Origin of the sequence: Amycolatopsis kentuckyensis, from assembly GCF_041679295.1 — a bacterium.
Lineage (GTDB): Bacteria > Actinomycetota > Actinomycetes > Mycobacteriales > Pseudonocardiaceae > Amycolatopsis > Amycolatopsis kentuckyensis_A.
This window is the reverse complement of sequence record NZ_JBGDMD010000008.1, coordinates 260,318-274,425: the sequence shown is the minus strand read 5'-3', so window position 1 is coordinate 274,425 and position 14,108 is coordinate 260,318. Positions and strand designations below refer to the sequence as shown.

General features: G+C 72.3%; 16 protein-coding genes. 12 read left to right on the top strand and 4 right to left on the bottom strand.

Features of this window, described 5'->3' with window-relative positions:
- From ACERZO_RS33230 to ACERZO_RS33220, 3 genes are all read left to right on the top strand, one after another.
- Entirely contained in the window at window positions 1–1,245 is a 1,245-nt protein-coding gene (locus tag ACERZO_RS33230; RefSeq protein ID WP_372669398.1) for an MFS transporter, read from the top strand.
- Window positions 1,246–1,362: 117 nt separating this feature from the next.
- A complete protein-coding gene (locus ACERZO_RS33225; protein WP_372669396.1) occupies window positions 1,363–1,692 on the top strand; it encodes a hypothetical protein in 330 nt (109 codons plus the stop codon).
- 11 nt (window positions 1,693–1,703) lie between these two features.
- Window positions 1,704–1,967: a hypothetical protein gene (locus tag ACERZO_RS33220; protein WP_372669394.1), complete on the top strand. Its 264-nt coding sequence runs from the start codon at window positions 1,704–1,706 to the stop codon at window positions 1,965–1,967.
- A 4-nt stretch (window positions 1,968–1,971) separates the two neighbouring features.
- On the opposite strand, the gene ACERZO_RS33215 is transcribed toward ACERZO_RS33220, so the two are convergent.
- Window positions 1,972–2,883, bottom strand: coding sequence for a Kelch repeat-containing protein (locus ACERZO_RS33215; protein WP_372669391.1), 912 nt, complete (start codon window positions 2,881–2,883; stop codon window positions 1,972–1,974).
- Window positions 2,884–3,225: 342 nt separating this feature from the next.
- On the opposite strand from ACERZO_RS33215, the gene ACERZO_RS33210 reads away from it, so the two are divergent.
- The 9 genes from ACERZO_RS33210 to ACERZO_RS33170 all read left to right on the top strand — a co-directional run bounded on the left by ACERZO_RS33210 (window position 3,226) and on the right by ACERZO_RS33170 (window position 11,933).
- Entirely contained in the window at window positions 3,226–4,197 is a 972-nt protein-coding gene (locus ACERZO_RS33210) for an ABC transporter substrate-binding protein (RefSeq protein WP_372669389.1), read from the top strand.
- Between the two features lie 162 nt (window positions 4,198–4,359).
- Window positions 4,360–5,151, top strand: a complete 792-nt coding sequence (locus tag ACERZO_RS33205) for an ABC transporter ATP-binding protein (RefSeq protein WP_372669387.1) — start codon at window positions 4,360–4,362, stop codon at window positions 5,149–5,151.
- Window positions 5,144–5,851, top strand: coding sequence for an ABC transporter ATP-binding protein (locus ACERZO_RS33200; RefSeq protein ID WP_372669385.1), 708 nt, complete (start codon window positions 5,144–5,146; stop codon window positions 5,849–5,851). The genes ACERZO_RS33205 and ACERZO_RS33200 overlap by 8 nt, the downstream gene beginning before the upstream one ends.
- Window positions 5,852–5,879: 28 nt before the next feature.
- On the top strand, window positions 5,880–6,731 hold the full coding sequence (locus tag ACERZO_RS33195) for a branched-chain amino acid ABC transporter permease (protein ID WP_372669383.1): 852 nt from the start codon (window positions 5,880–5,882) through the stop codon (window positions 6,729–6,731).
- Complete coding sequence (locus tag ACERZO_RS33190) at window positions 6,728–7,798, top strand: branched-chain amino acid ABC transporter permease (RefSeq protein ID WP_372669381.1); 1,071 nt, start codon at window positions 6,728–6,730, stop codon at window positions 7,796–7,798. Before ACERZO_RS33195 ends, ACERZO_RS33190 begins: the two co-directional genes overlap by 4 nt.
- The gene (locus tag ACERZO_RS33185) at window positions 7,785–9,098 is read left to right on the top strand and encodes an ABC transporter substrate-binding protein (RefSeq protein WP_372669379.1); all 1,314 of its coding nucleotides are present in this window, start codon (window positions 7,785–7,787) and stop codon (window positions 9,096–9,098) included. The genes ACERZO_RS33190 and ACERZO_RS33185 overlap by 14 nt, the downstream gene beginning before the upstream one ends.
- 60 nt (window positions 9,099–9,158) lie before the next feature.
- Window positions 9,159–9,725, top strand: coding sequence for a TetR/AcrR family transcriptional regulator (locus ACERZO_RS33180; protein WP_372669376.1), 567 nt, complete (start codon window positions 9,159–9,161; stop codon window positions 9,723–9,725).
- Between the two features lie 21 nt (window positions 9,726–9,746).
- Window positions 9,747–10,709: a GlxA family transcriptional regulator gene (locus ACERZO_RS33175; RefSeq protein WP_372669374.1), complete on the top strand. Its 963-nt coding sequence runs from the start codon at window positions 9,747–9,749 to the stop codon at window positions 10,707–10,709.
- 177 nt (window positions 10,710–10,886) lie between these two features.
- The gene (locus tag ACERZO_RS33170) at window positions 10,887–11,933 is read left to right on the top strand and encodes an MFS transporter (protein ID WP_372669372.1); all 1,047 of its coding nucleotides are present in this window, start codon (window positions 10,887–10,889) and stop codon (window positions 11,931–11,933) included.
- Here the strand turns inward: ACERZO_RS33170 and ACERZO_RS33165 are convergent.
- The 3 genes from ACERZO_RS33165 to ACERZO_RS33155 all read right to left on the bottom strand — a co-directional run bounded on the left by ACERZO_RS33165 (window position 11,899) and on the right by ACERZO_RS33155 (window position 14,011).
- Window positions 11,899–12,096: a hypothetical protein gene (locus tag ACERZO_RS33165; RefSeq protein ID WP_372669370.1), complete on the bottom strand. Its 198-nt coding sequence runs from the start codon at window positions 12,094–12,096 to the stop codon at window positions 11,899–11,901. The two genes, ACERZO_RS33170 and ACERZO_RS33165, sit on opposite strands and share 35 nt — an antisense overlap.
- 71 nt (window positions 12,097–12,167) lie before the next feature.
- Entirely contained in the window at window positions 12,168–12,824 is a 657-nt protein-coding gene (locus ACERZO_RS33160) for a response regulator (protein ID WP_372669369.1), read from the bottom strand.
- Entirely contained in the window at window positions 12,812–14,011 is a 1,200-nt protein-coding gene (locus ACERZO_RS33155; RefSeq protein WP_372669367.1) for a sensor histidine kinase, read from the bottom strand. Before ACERZO_RS33155 ends, ACERZO_RS33160 begins: the two co-directional genes overlap by 13 nt.
- Window positions 14,012–14,108: the final 97 nt, after the last annotated feature.

Genomic DNA, 14,108 nt, shown 5'->3' with positions numbered 1-14,108 from the left:
GTGCCGCTGTCCCGCGCCTTCGTCGACCTGACCCCGCTGCGCGTCTCGCCGGCCTTCCGGCGGCTCTGGCTGGGTCGCGTCTTCTCGGGCTTCGGGTCGCAGATGACGCTCGTCGCCGTGATGTTCCAGGTCTGGGAGCAGACCCGGAGCACGGTCTGGACCGGGGTCGTCGGGCTCGCGCAGGCCCTGCCTGTCGTGGTGTTCGGGCTGCTCGCGGGCTCGCTCGCGGACCGCGTCGACCGGCGGAAGCTCGCGCTGGTCACCACCGCCGGGCAGGCGGTCTGCTCGGTCCTCCTCGCCGTGCAGGGGATCCTCGGGGACGTGCCGGTGCTGCTCGTCCTGGGCCTGGTGGCCGTGCAGTCGTGCTTCGTCGCGGGCGGCGGGCCGGTGGCGCGCACGTTCGTCCCGCGGCTCCTGACGCCGGAGCAGCTGCCGGCCGGGCTCGCGCTAAACCGGATCGCGTTCCAGGGCGCGATGCTGCTCGGCCCGGCGCTGGGCGGGCTGCTGCTGGGCCGGTTCGGGGTGGGCGGCTGCTACGTCGCCGACGCGCTGACGTTCGCCATGGCGTTCTACGGCGTCTTCGGCCTCCCGCCGATGCGGCCCGGCGGCGAACCGGCGCGGCCCGGGCTGCGCGGGGTGCTGGACGGGCTGGCGTTCCTGGTGCGCACGCCGGTCGTCCGGGGCGCGCTGCTGACCGACCTCGCGGCGACGGTCCTGTCGATGCCGATCAGCCTGTTCCCGCTGGTGAACGCCGAACGCTTCGCCGGCGACCCGCGGACGCTCGGCCTGTTCCTGTCGGCGATCGCGGTCGGCGGGGTGGCGGCGTCGGTGTTTTCCGGGACGTTCACCCGGCTGCCCCGGCCGGGGCTGGTGATGCTCGCCGGCTCGGCCGCGTGGGGCGGGGCGCTGGTGGTGTTCGGGCTCGCGCCGGACCCGTGGGTCGGGCTGGCGTGCCTGATACTGGCGGGCGCGGCGGACACGGTTTCGGTGGTGTCGCGCGGGGCGCTGGTGCAGCTCAACACGCCGGACGAGCTGCTGGGCCGGGTCGCGGCGGCGGAGCAGATCGTCGGTCAGGCCGGCCCCGACCTCGGCAACCTGCGGGGCGGCCTGGTGGCGGGGGCGACGTCGGGGGCGGTCGCGCTGGTCAGCGGCGGGCTGTTGTGCGTGCTGGCGGTGGTGCTGGTGGGCGCGGGAACGCCGGGACTGCGCCGCTTCGCGACGCCGGCGAAGGCGGCCGTGGAGTAGCGGGTGCACAGCCGGACCCGAAGTGTGCACGCACGGTCATCGCGTGGCCTTCCGTCGTGCCACGCCACCAGGTAGTCCTTTCCCGACAACGCTTTCGTCCGTCCGGAAAGGACCGAAATGATCAAACGCATCCGTGCGGCGGCTCTGCTGGCCGTCGCGGCGGCCGCCGTCACCGCCGCGCCCGCGCACGCGACCGTCCAAAGTGGAAGCGGCACGATCGGCGACCCCTGGGTGCCGACCCGGGCCGCGCACATCACCTGCCAGACCGCCACCCTCTTCGGCAACTACACCCCCGGCCAGGGCCACTCCGACCCGATCGCGACGCTCGTCCAGGGCAACTACATCGGCGTCCGGTACATCACCGCCGACCACTACTCGGCCGACGTCTTCTGGCACGGCACGAGCAAGTGGGGCTTCCTCCTCCGTGACTGCTTCACCCTGAACTGAAAGGGAAACCGATGAAACGCGCCCTGCTGACCACCACTCTCGCCGCCGCCGCGGCGATCGCCTTCGCACCCGCCGCGAGCGCCGGTACCGTGCACGAGATCTGCGCCCAGGACCTCTACGTCCGGACGCAGCCCGCCGGCGTCATCATCGGCACCCTCTACCGCGGCGACCACTTCGAGCTGTCGCGGTACTCGCCCAGCGGCGACTGGGCCGAGGGCTACGCCATGGGCCACGTGAACCAGCGCGGCTGGGTCCAGGCCGGCTGGTTCTGCTGACCGCTCAGGGCACCTTGAGCGACAGCACGTCCGGCACCGTGACGCGCTGGCCGTAGAGGTTCGCGCTGCCGCCGATCGCGAGGACCCGGTGCGCCGGGGTGGCCGCGCAGACCACGGATGCCCGGCCGTGCGGGAGGAGGGTGCTCAGCAGCACCCATTCGCCTGTGCGGACGTCGAGGACCTCGGTCGTGCGGTCCCGCGCGGTCGGGTCCTCGATCGGCGCGGGACCGCCGCCGACCACGATGATCCGGTCCTCCACCCGGACCGCGCCGGGCGCGCCGCGGCGCTTGCGCATCGGGGCGACGGCCTCCCAGCGGTCGGTGTCCGGGTGGTACCGCTCCACGGCGTCGAGCGCGTTCTGCTGCCGGCTGGGCAGCCCGCCGAGCGCGTACAGGTGCGTGCCGGTCGCGACGAGCCGGAACCGGGCCCGCGGCGTGAGCATCGGGGCGACCGGCGCCCAGCGCCCCGTCGCCGGGTCGAAGACGAGCACCGCGTCCGTGGCGTGCTCCTCGGGATCGCTGTCGCCGACGAAGCCGCCCGCCACGTAGAGCTTGCCGCCCAGCCCGGCCGCCGAAGCCGCGCCGAGCGGAACCGGCGTCGGCGGGCTCGCCCGCCAGGCGTCGGCCGCCGGGTCGTAGACCTCCACCACGTCGGTCGTGCGCTCGTCCGGGGTGATCCCGGCGGCGGCGTAGACCAGGTCGCCGACCACGCCGACCGCGTGGTTGCCGCGGGGCGTGGGCATCGGGCTGACGTAGTGCCACTCGCCGCTGCCGGTCAGCTTGCGGGTCTCCACCGAGCCGTAGGCGACGTTCCCGTCGGTACCGCCGAACACGAAGACGTCGTCGCCGACGGTCGCCACCTCGTGGGCGAACCGGGGCGAGAGCATCGGCGGCCGGTACTTCCAGGATTCGTTCATCGTTTCCACCCCTCTTTTTCGCGCCCAGAGTCTCCGCGGCGAACCGTTCTGTTACGACGGATTCGATTTCCGTTATTCGCGCCGCCGCCGGTTATCCGTTTTCGGATGGCTCGGCGGGGAGGAACCCCGCTGACGATCATCCGACGCAGTGGGCTGGGCCGGATGGCGGACATCGATCACGCTGTGTGGCCACTTCTCGTTGGTTTGTTTCCGATGGTGATCATCGGCGCGGTATTTCTCGGCAACGTGTTTGCGGTCCGGGAAATCGTCATCTACAGTCCGGCGATCAACGGCTTTCACGCCGGAATCCGTGGTCCCCGTGGTTCTTTTCCGAGGAGTGTCATGCGCAAACGCGCCTCGACCCGCCGGTTCGCCGTGCTCGCGCTCGTCCTCGCACTGGTGAGCGCGTGCAGCCAGCGGACCGCCTCCGGCGGCGGCGCCGTCGAGAAGCCGTCGATCCGGGTCGCGGTCTTCGCCACCGTCGACCTCGCCGCGTTCTGGCTGGCGCAGGAGGGCGGCTACTTCAAGGCGGAGGGCCTCGACGTGCAGGCCGACACCGTCGCCAGCGGGCAGGAGTCCCTCACCCGCATGACGAGCGGTCAGGCCGACCTCGCGCTGTCGACCTACACCCTGTTCTTCCTGGCGAAGAACAACGGCACCGACGTCAAGCTGGTCTCCGACGCGACTTCGGCCAGCCCGCGCAGCAACGAGCTGGTCACCGTGCCCAACTCGCCGGTGAAGTCGGTGGGCGACCTGAACGGCAAGCGGATCGCCATCAGCTCGAAGAACGCCGCGTCGGACGTGCTGACCCGGTCGGTGATGCGCGACCACGGGGTCGCGTTCGACAAGGTGCAGTGGGTCCCGATGCCACTGCCGGAGATGGGGGCCGCGCTGGCGCAGGGCCGCGTCGACGCCGCCTACCAGCCGGAGCCGTTCCTGACCCAGGCCGCCAAGACGGCCGGGGCGTTCCCGGTCATCGACGCCGCGAGCGGCAGCACGCAGGCCTTCCCGCTCACCGGCTTCGGCGCGTCCGGCAAGTGGGTTCAGGACCACCCGAAGACGATGCTCGCGTTCCAGCGCGCGATGCTCAACGCCACCCGCGCGGCGGTCGACCGCGGCCGGATCGAGCCGCTCGTCGTCCGCAACGCCAAGGTGGACCAGGACATCGCGAGCCTGATGGTGATGCCGGCGTTCGGGTCCACCTTGGACGCCCGGCGCATCCAGCGCGTGCCGGACCTGCTGCAGCAGCTGGGCGTCATCCAGACGAAGCTCGACGCCTCCTCGATGATCACGCCGCAGGCCAGCACGGGCTGAGCCCCGGCAGGACACGGCAAGGGCGGGTGCGCTGAAGAGCGCGCCCGCCCTTTTCGTGTGGATTCGTGCCTTGACACGACCGGCGCCGCACTCCACCCTCTTCATACCGACCGCGCGGTACGGCACAGTCCACATAGTGGGACGAAGACAGGAGAGTCGACGATGACCCCTCCCGGCGAGGACCTGCTCGTGGCCGACGGCCTCACCGTCCGGTTCGGCGGGCTCACCGCGCTCCACGATGTCCGGCTGAGCGTCGACGCCGGCACGGTCGTCGGCGTCATCGGGCCCAACGGCGCCGGGAAGACCACGCTCTTCAACGTCATCTGCGGGTTCGTCCGGCCACAGGCCGGCCGCGTGGTGTGGCGCGGCGAGCCCCTCGTGCGGCACCGCCCCGAACAGCTCGCCGGCCTCGGGATCGTCCGGACCCTGCAGGGCCTCGGCCTGTTCGCCGGGCTGACCGTGCTCGAGAACGTGATGGCCGGCGCGGGCCGCCACGCCCGCACCGGCGTGCTCCCCGCGCTCGTCGGCGCCGGCCGCTCGGCGCGCGACGAAGCCGGCCTGGCCGCTCGGGCCCGCGCCACGCTCGGCGAGCTCGGGATCGCCGACCTCGCCGACCGGTTGCCCGGCGTCCTGCCCTACGGCGTGCGAAAACGCGTCGCCCTCGCCCGGGCGCTGGTGGCCGAGCCCGACCTGCTGCTGCTCGACGAACCCGCGAGCGGGCTGTCGTCGGCCGAGCTCGCCGAGCTGTCGACGCTGATCCTGTCGCTGCGCCGGCACATGGCGGTCGTGCTCGTCGAGCACCACATGGACCTCGTGATGCAGGTGTGCGACCGGGTCGTGGTGCTCAACTTCGGCCAGGTGATCGCGGCGGGCACCCCGGCCGAGATCCAGGCCGACCCCCGCGTGGCCGAGGCCTACCTCGGCGACCCCGCCGAGGAGGCGCCGAGTGCTTGAGATCGACGAGCTTTCCGTGGCCTACGGCGCCGTCCGCGCGCTCGACGGCGTCGGCATCGAGGTCGAGCGGGGCGGGATCACCGCCGTGCTCGGCGCGAACGGCGCCGGCAAGACGACGCTGCTGCGCACGATCAGCGGCCTGCAGCCCGCCCGCGGCGGCCGGATCGCCTGGGACGGCAAGGAACTCACCGGCCTGGCACCCGACCGGATCGCGCGCGGCGGGGTCGCGCACGTGCCCGAGGGCGGCGGCGTCATCACCGAGCTGACCGTCGACGAAAACCTCCGGCTGGGCGCGCTGTGGCGGCGGGACCGCGCCGACCGCGCGGCCGCCAAGCGCGAGGTGTACGAACTCTTCCCGCCGCTGGAAGAGCGGTCGGCGAAACCCGCGTCGACGCTGTCCGGCGGCGAGCGGCAGATGCTGGCCATCGGCCGCGCGCTGATGAGCCGGCCGTCCCTGCTGCTGCTCGACGAACCCTCGCTCGGCCTCGCGCCGCTGATCACCGCCCGGATCATGGGGATCCTGCGCGACCTGCGGGCCTCGACCGGGCTCACCGTCGTGCTCGTCGAGCAGAACGCGCACTCCGCGCTGTCCATCGCCGACCGCGGCTACGTCCTGGCGCTGGGCCGGGTCGTCGCCGTCGACACCGCGGCCGAGCTGCTGGCCGACGACGGCCTCCGCCACGCCTACCTCGGTTTCTGAGCAACCACCAGGGAGAGAACGGTCCGGTATGCAGGAATTCCTCGACCTGACCCTCGGCGGGATCTCCGCCGGCGCGGTCTACGCGGCGCTCGGGCTCGCGCTGGTCATCATCTACCGGGCCACCCGGGTGGTGAACTTCGCGCAGCCCGCCCTCGCCCTCATCTCGACGTACCTCGCCTACTCGGTGACGAAGGCGACGGGCAGCTACTGGCTCGGTTTCGCCGTCGCGATCGTGGCCGGGACACTGCTGGGCGTCGCCACCGAACGGCTGCTGATCCGGCCGCTGCGGCACCGCTCCGAGCTGAGCTCGATCATCGTGACGCTCGGGCTTTTGCTGGTGCTGCAGGCGATCGCGGGCATGATCTGGTCCAACGAGCCGCTGGCGTTCCCGTACGCCTTCGACTTCCGCGGCCGGTTCTCCGCCAACGACCTGTTCGTGGTGCTGGTGGTCCTCGCCATCGCCGCGCTCGTGCTGGTCGTGTTCAAGTACACGCCGCTGGGCCTGCGGATGCGGGCCGCCGCGTTCGCCCCGGACGTCGCCCGCACGCTCGGCGTCCGGGTCGGGCTGATGCTGACCGTCGGCTGGGGCATGGCCGCGGCGGTCGGCTCGCTGGCCGGGCTGCTCGCCACCCCGCCGTTCCTCTTCCCGAACGTGCTGGACGGCGTCTTCGTCTACGCCCTCACCGCGGCCGTGCTCGGCGGGCTCGACAACCCCTTGGGCACCATCGCCGGCGGGTTCGTGCTCGGCGTCGGACTGTCCTACGTGTCCGGTTACCTGGGACCGGAGATGGTGACGATCGCGGCGCTGGCGATCCTCGTCGTCGTGCTGATCGTGCGTCCCAGCGGGTTGTTCGGCCGGGCGAAGGTGAGGCGGGTATGACGGTGCGTACGAGTCTTCCGGAAACCCGCGTGGAGCCGGCGGCGAAGAAGCGGACGCTGCCGCCGCTGCTGCGCCACACCCTCACCGCGCTGGCCGCGTTCGCCGCCGTCGTCGCGCTGACCCTGGTCACCGACGAGTTCACCAACCTGCGGATCGCGACCATCGGCTACTACCTGATCGCGGTGGCCGGGCTGACCCTGCTGACCGGCCTCACCGGCCAGGTTTCCCTGGGCCACGGCGCGTTCATGTTCATCGGCGCGTACACGGTCGCCTTGCTGGTGAAGCACGTGCCGTCGTTCCCGCTGTGGGCCGACCTGCTGCTCGCCTCGGTGGCCGGCGGGCTCGCCGGGCTGCTGGCCGGGGCCGCCGCGGCCCGGTTGCGCGGCCCGTACCTCGCCGGGGCGACGCTCGCGCTGGCCGTCGGGCTCCCCGCGTTGACCCGCCGGTTCCAGGACTTCCTGGGCGGCAGCAACGGGTTGAGCTTCACCGTCCACAGCAGACCGTCCGGCGTGGCGGTCCCGGAGCTGCGCTGGCAGACCTGGATCGTCTGGCTCAGCGTGCTCATCGCGCTGGTGCTCGTGGTGAACGTCGTGCGCGGCCGGCTCGGGCGCGACTTCCGCGCGGTGCGCGACGACGAGGTCGCCGCGTCGCTGAGCGGGATCGCCGTCGGGCGCACGAAGATCCTCGCGTTCCTCATCAGCGCGGTCTGCGGCGGCCTCGCCGGCGGCCTGCAGGCGTTCCTGCTCGGCACGGCCGCGCCCGGCTCGTTCACGCCCGCGCTGTCGTTGAGCCTGCTGGCCGCGGTCGTGCTGGGCGGGCTCGGCTCCCTGTGGGGCGCGCTGTGGGGCGCGGTCGCGCTCGTCTACTTCCAGGCCTGGTCCGAGGACCTCGCCGACGTCCTGCACCTGAACACCGACGTGGCCAACAACCTCCCGCTGGCGGTGTACGGCGTGATCCTCATCGTCGTCGTGCTCGCGTTCCCCCGCGGTATCCAGGGTGGTTTCCAGAAGCTGCGCGAACTTCTTCGTCGACCCGCCGAAAAGAAGGAGAGTCATGAGAACCACTAGGTACGGCGCGGGGTTCGTCGCCCTCGCACTGGCGCTGACCGCGTGCGGCGGCGCGGGGGAGAGCGACGGCGGTGGGCAGCAGGCCGCCGACTCGGCCGTCGGCGTCACGAAGGACACCGTGACCATCGGCAGCCACCAGCCGCTCACCGGCCCGGCCGCGCCCGGGTACAGCAAGATCTCCGTCGGCGCCCGCGCGGTGTACCAGGCGATCAACGACGGCGGCGGGATCAACGGCCGCAAGATCGACTACAAGGTCGAAGACGACGGCTACAACCCGACGAAGACCGTCGAGGTCGTCAAGAAGCTCGTGCTGCAGGACAAGGTGTTCGCGATCGTCGGCGGGCTCGGGACGCCGACGCACTCGAAGGTCGTCGACTACCTCAACACCGAAGGCGTGCCGGACCTGCTGGTCTCCTCGGGCGCGCTCGCGTGGGACAACCCGCAGAAGGCGCCGATGACCTTCGGCTACCAGGTGGACTACACCCGCGAGGGCAAGATCCAGGGCAAGTACATCAAGGACACCTTCGCCGGCAAGAAGATCGGGTACTTCACGCAGAACGACGACGTCGGCCGCGACACCCAGGCCGGGCTCGACCAGTTCGTCAAGGACCAGACCGTCGTCCGGCAGGGCTACGACAGCGCCAACACCGACGTCACGCCGCAGCTGTCCGCGCTGAAGGCCGCGGGCGCCGAGGTCGTCGTCTGCGAGTGCATCCCGGCGTTCACCGCGCTGTCGATCCTGGCCGCGGCGAAGATCGGGTACCGGCCGCAGTTCGTCGTCAGCAGCATCGGCGCGGACCCGGCGACGCTGTCCGGGCTGCTGCAGGACTTCGCCAAGCGCGGCGGCGCCAGCGTGTCGAGCGCGCAGCTGCTGTCCGGGCTGATCGGCACCGGCTACCTTCCCGACGTCGCGCAGACGTCCGACCCGTGGGTCGCCTACTTCAAGGGCATCCACGACAAGTACATCCCGAAGGAGCCGCTCACCAACACGCTGTTCTACGGGATGGTGCAGGCCTACACGTTCGCGCAGGCGCTGAAGGCCGCCGGGCCGGACCCGACGCGGCAGAAGATCGTCGAAGCGATGAGCTCCGGGCAGCTGAAGGGCCCGGGTCTCACCCCGTTCGGGTTCTCGAAAGACTCGCACGCCGGCTACACCGGCGCGTACGTGTTCAAGATCAACCCGGACACCACGACGACGGTGATCCAGCCACCGTCGGTCACCGACCGGGGCACCGGGGCGATCACGCCGTACACCGGTGAACGCGCCACTCCGGAGCAGGTGAACCTGCTGGGCAAGTGAGGACCGGGCCGGCTCGCGGCGCCGCGCGGGCCGGCCCGCCCGCTCACATAGGGTGGCGACATGAACGTGCGGGACAAGGTGGTGCGGGCGGCGGTGCGCCTGTTCGCCGAGAAGGGCTTCGAGGCCACGACGGTCCGCGAGATCGTCGAGGAGGCCGGCGTCACCAAAGGCGGGCTGTACCACTACTTCGAGTCCAAGGACGACCTGCTCTTCGAGATCTACACGGCGATGCTGCGGATGCAGACGCGCCGGATGGTGACGATCGCCGAGTCGGACCTGCCGCTGCCGGAGCGGCTGCACGCGATCGTCGCCGACGTCGTCGTGACGAGCATCGCCGACCTCGACGCGGCGACGGTGTTCTTCCAGTCGTTCCCGCTGCTGGAGAAGTCCAAGCAGGTCCAGGTGCGGGCCGAGCGGCGCACCTACCACGAGCGCGTGCGGGACCTGGTCGCCGAAGGCCAGCAGGCGGGGGTGTTCCGCGCCGACGTGCCCGCCGACCTGGTGATCAACTACCACTTCGGCGCCATCCACCGGCTCGGCATGTGGTACCACGCCGACGGCGAGCTGTCGGGGGAGCAGGTGGGCGAGCACTTCGCGAACCTGATGCTGCGCAGCCTCCGTCCATAGTGGACGATCTATCGTGGGGACATGCACATCGTGGCGGTCCTCGCGCTCGACCAGGTCGTCCCCTTCGACCTGGCGACGCCCATCGAGGTCTTCTCGCGGACCCTCCTGCGCGGCCGGCCCGCGTACGAGGTCCGGATCTGCGGTCCCGCGCCGGAGCTGGACGCGGGCATGTTCACGCTGCGGCCGCCGTGGAACCTCACGGGGCTTCTTGACGCGGACACGATCATCGTGCCGGGTCGGTCCGCGAACCCGCCGCTGCCGGCTTCGGTGATTTCGGCGTTGCGCTCGGCGGCCGCGCGGGGAGCGCGGATCGCGTCGATCTGCTCGGGAGCGTTCGTGCTGGCCGAGACGGGCTTGCTGGACGGCCTGCGCGCGACGACCCACTGGGCGGCCGCGCCCGAGCTGGCGCGCTTGTTCCCGGCGGTGGAGGTGGATCCGGACGTGCTGTACGTGGACAACGGACAGCTCCTGAGTTCGGCGGGCGCGGCGGCGGGCCTGGACCTGTGCCTGCACCTGATCCGCCGCGACCACGGATCGGCCGTGGCGGCCGACGCGGCCCGCCTGTCGGTGATGCCGCTGGAGCGCGAGGGCGGCCAGTCCCAGTTCATCGCGCACGACGTGCCGCCGACGCCGCGTGGCTCGGAGCTGGAGCCGGTGCTGGCGTGGCTGGAGGAGAACTGCGCGTCGGAGCTGACGTTGTCCGGGGTGGCGGCCCAGGTCGGGATGAGCACGCGCACGTTGAACCGCCGCTTCCGAGAGCAGACGGGGACGACACCGTTGCAGTGGTTGCTGCGGGCGCGCGTCCGGCGGGCGCAGCACCTGCTGGAGTCGACGGGCGAGCCGGTGGACCGGATCGCGGGGCTGGTGGGGTTCGGGTCGCCGGGGGCGTTCCGGGAGCGGTTCAAGCGGGTGGTGGGGACCAGTCCGCAGGCCTATCGGGCGAGCTTCCGGACCACCGCGGTCGTGAGTGGCAATCAGGGTTAGAACCCTGATTGCCACTCACGACCGGGCCGGGCTGCGTTAAGGTCGGCCCCATGTCGAGCCCCGAAGCGTCCAGGGCGGGGCTGCCGGTCACTCCGGCAGCCCGGTAACCCCCCACTTCCCGGGCTCCCGGGTGACCACGAAAGCGTCCCTTGCCTTCGTGCTCCCTGGAGTTTCGCTTTGTCGCTCTACTTCCTCGCCCTGGGCGTGTTCGCCATGGGCACGTCCGAATTCATGCTCGCCGGGCTCGTTCCCGGCATCGCCGCCGCGCTCGACGTCTCGGTCGCGCAGGCCGGGTACCTCACCTCCGCTTTCGCCGCCGGGATGGTCGCCGGGGCGCCGTTCATGGCCGCCGTCGCCCGGCGCTGGCGGCGTCGGACCGCCCTGCGAACCTTCCTCGCCCTCTTCGTCGCCGCGCACGTCGTCGGGGGCCTGACGACGTCTTTCGGCGTCCTGCTCGGGACGCGCGTGGTCGCCGCCGTCGCCAACGCCGGCTTTCTCGCCGTTGCCCTGACCGTGGCCACCTCGCTCGTGCCGCCCGACCGGACCGGACGCGCGCTCGCCGTCCTCCTCGGCGGGACGACCTTGGCCTGCGCCGCGGGCATCCCCGGCGGGGCACTGCTCGGCTGGCCCACCGCCTCCTGGACTGTCGCCGCGTTGTGCTTGCCCGCCTTCGCCGCGGTTTCGCGCGTTCCCGGCACCCCCGCCGGCGGGGTGGCCGACCTGCGGAGCGAGTTCGCCGAACTCCGCCCGCTCGCCCCGGTGCTGCTCCGGGCGGCGCTGGTCAACGCCGCCACCTTCGGCGTCTTCACCTACTTGGCGCCGCTGAGCGAAGGTGCCGCGCCCGCGCCGGTGGTGCTCGGCCTGTTCGGTGCCGGGTGCTTCGCCGGCATCACCGCGGCGGGGCGGCTCGCGGACCGGTGGCCCGGCCGGGTCGTCGCCCTCGGCGGGGCGCTGCTGCTCGGGGGCTGGGTCGTGCTCGCCCTGGTTCCGGCGGCGCTCGTGTTCCTCGCGTTTCCGCAGGGCGCGCTGGCTTTCGCGGTCGGCGGCACGGTGATCACGCGGGTCCTGCGTGAAGCCACCGGCGCCCCGACCATGGCGGGCTCCTACGCGACCGCCGCGCTCAACGTCGGCGCGACGGTGGGCCCGATCGTCGCCGGCACGCTGAACCCGTTCTGGGTCGCCGCGGTGTTCACCGCTGCCGCCGTCGCCGGACGTAGTAGGTGATCAGGCCGGCGGTCGCGGCGAGTGCGATTCCGCCGGCGATCATCCGGAGCGTGAAGTCGAGGCCGGTCACGGAACCTCCGGCGTTGACAGCGGCGCTGATGGCGAGGACCACCCAGAGGACGACGGGGGTGGCGGTACGGGTGGAAACGGTGTTGTTCGTCATGCCGGGAACACTACGAACGCGCAGGTCCCGCAACGATCCCGCCGACACCCGGATCCGGGGTAGCGCCAGCGCTACCCCGCGTCCCGGCCGAGGTAGGCGAGCACCGCCAGCACCCGGCGGTGCCCGCCGCCTTCGTCGGACGGCAGGCCGAGCTTCGCGAAGATGTTGCGGATGTGCTTGAGCACCGCGCCGTCGCTGACGACCAGCAGCTCGGCGATCGTGCCGTTGTTGTAGCCCTCGGCCATCAGCGCCAGCACTTCGCGCTCCCGCGCGGTCAACGCCTCGAGGGGGTCCTTCGCGCGCCGGCGGGACATCAGCTGGCCGATGACCTCCGGGTCCATCGCCGTGCCGCCCTTCGCGACCCGCTCGAGCGCGTCGAGGAACCGCTCGACCTTGCCGACGCGCTCCTTGAGCAGGTAGCCGACCGCGCCCACGCCGTCGGCGAGCAGCTCGACCGCGTAGCTCGTCTCGACGTGCGCCGACAGCACGAGCACCGGCAGCCCGGGGTGGATCTCGCGGGCGCGCACGGCCGCGCGCAGGCCCTCGTCGCGGTGGGTCGGCGGCATCCGGACGTCCATCACGACGGCGTCCGGCCGGTCGCCTTCGACGAACTCGAGGAAGCCCTCGGCGTTGTCGAAGGTGGCGGCCACCTCGATGCCCGCCGTCTTCAGCAGCAGCGCGAGACCTTCGCGCAGCAAGGCGTCGTCCTCGGCGATCACGACCCGCATGGCAGCTCCACTCGCAGCACGGTCGGCCCACCGGGTGGGCTGGTCAGGGTGAGGGTTCCGTCGAAGGCTTCGGCGCGGCGCCGGATCCCGGCGAGCCCGCTGCCGCGCCGCTCGTCGGCACCGCCGCGGCCGTCGTCGCGGATCTCCAGGGTCAGCAGGGAAGCCGTGCCGCCGAGCGTGATGTCCACAGTGGACGCGTCGGCGTGCTTCGTGACGTTGGCGAGCATTTCGGCGACGACGAAGTACGCGGCTGCTTCGACCGCGGCCGGGCGGCCGGTCTCGTATTCGACGGTGACGGCCGTCGGCACCGGGCAGTGCTCGGCGAGCGCGCGCACCGCCCCGGCGAGGCCGCGCTCGCTCAGCAGCGGCGGGTAGATGCTGCGCACGACGGTCCGCAGCTCGGCCAGCGCGTCGGTGGCGGTGTCCTGCGCCTTGACCAGCAGGTCGCGTGCCGTGGTGGGGTCGCGGTCGTAGAGCTGGCCGGCGATGCCGAGCTGCAGGACGACCGCGGCGATCCGGGCCTGGGTGCCGTCGTGCAGGTCACGCTCGATGCGGCGCAGCTCGGCGCCGTGCGCCTCCAGCGCGGCCGCCCGCGTCGCGGTCAGTTCGGCGACCCGGTCGGCCAGCACGACGCCGGGGGCCGGCCGCAGCAGCTTTCGCGCGGTGCGGGCCTGCCACCGCGCGGCGCGCGGCAGCAGGAGCGTCGCCGCGGCCATTCCCACGGCGACCAGGAAGTCCAGCCCGGCGCTCGGCCACGAGTTCACCATGATGCCGAGCGAGCCTTCGATCCCGCCGGGCACCACCGGCCAGATCAGGACCGTGACGACCTGCTGGACCGCGCCGAGCGGCAGGCCGATCGCGAGGCTGCCCAGCAGCAGCCCGGTCGCCGCGTGGATCGCGAGCCACGCGAGGTCGCGGCGGGTCGCGGGGTCCTTCACCGGCGAGCCGTCGCGGTAGGGCTCGGGGATGGCCTCGCCGAGCCGGCGCGCGGCCCGGCGCCGGTCCACCCCGACCGGCCACCGCGCCAGCTTGATCGCCGGGGCCAGCGACGGGATGCCGACGCCGAACGGGCACAGCAGGAGGACGGCGAAGAGCCCGGCGAGGGCCAGGATCGACAGCAGCGAGGTGCCGGCGCCGACGACGAGGTAACGAGCCGCCGACCAGCACTCGCGCAGGCGGGTCGTCACGGGCGACAGTGTCCCACCCCACCGCCGTGGTGGTGCTGGCGCTACCCCCGATCCACCTCTCCACGGGATCGATCGCCGCTGGTCGCGGGCCTAGTTT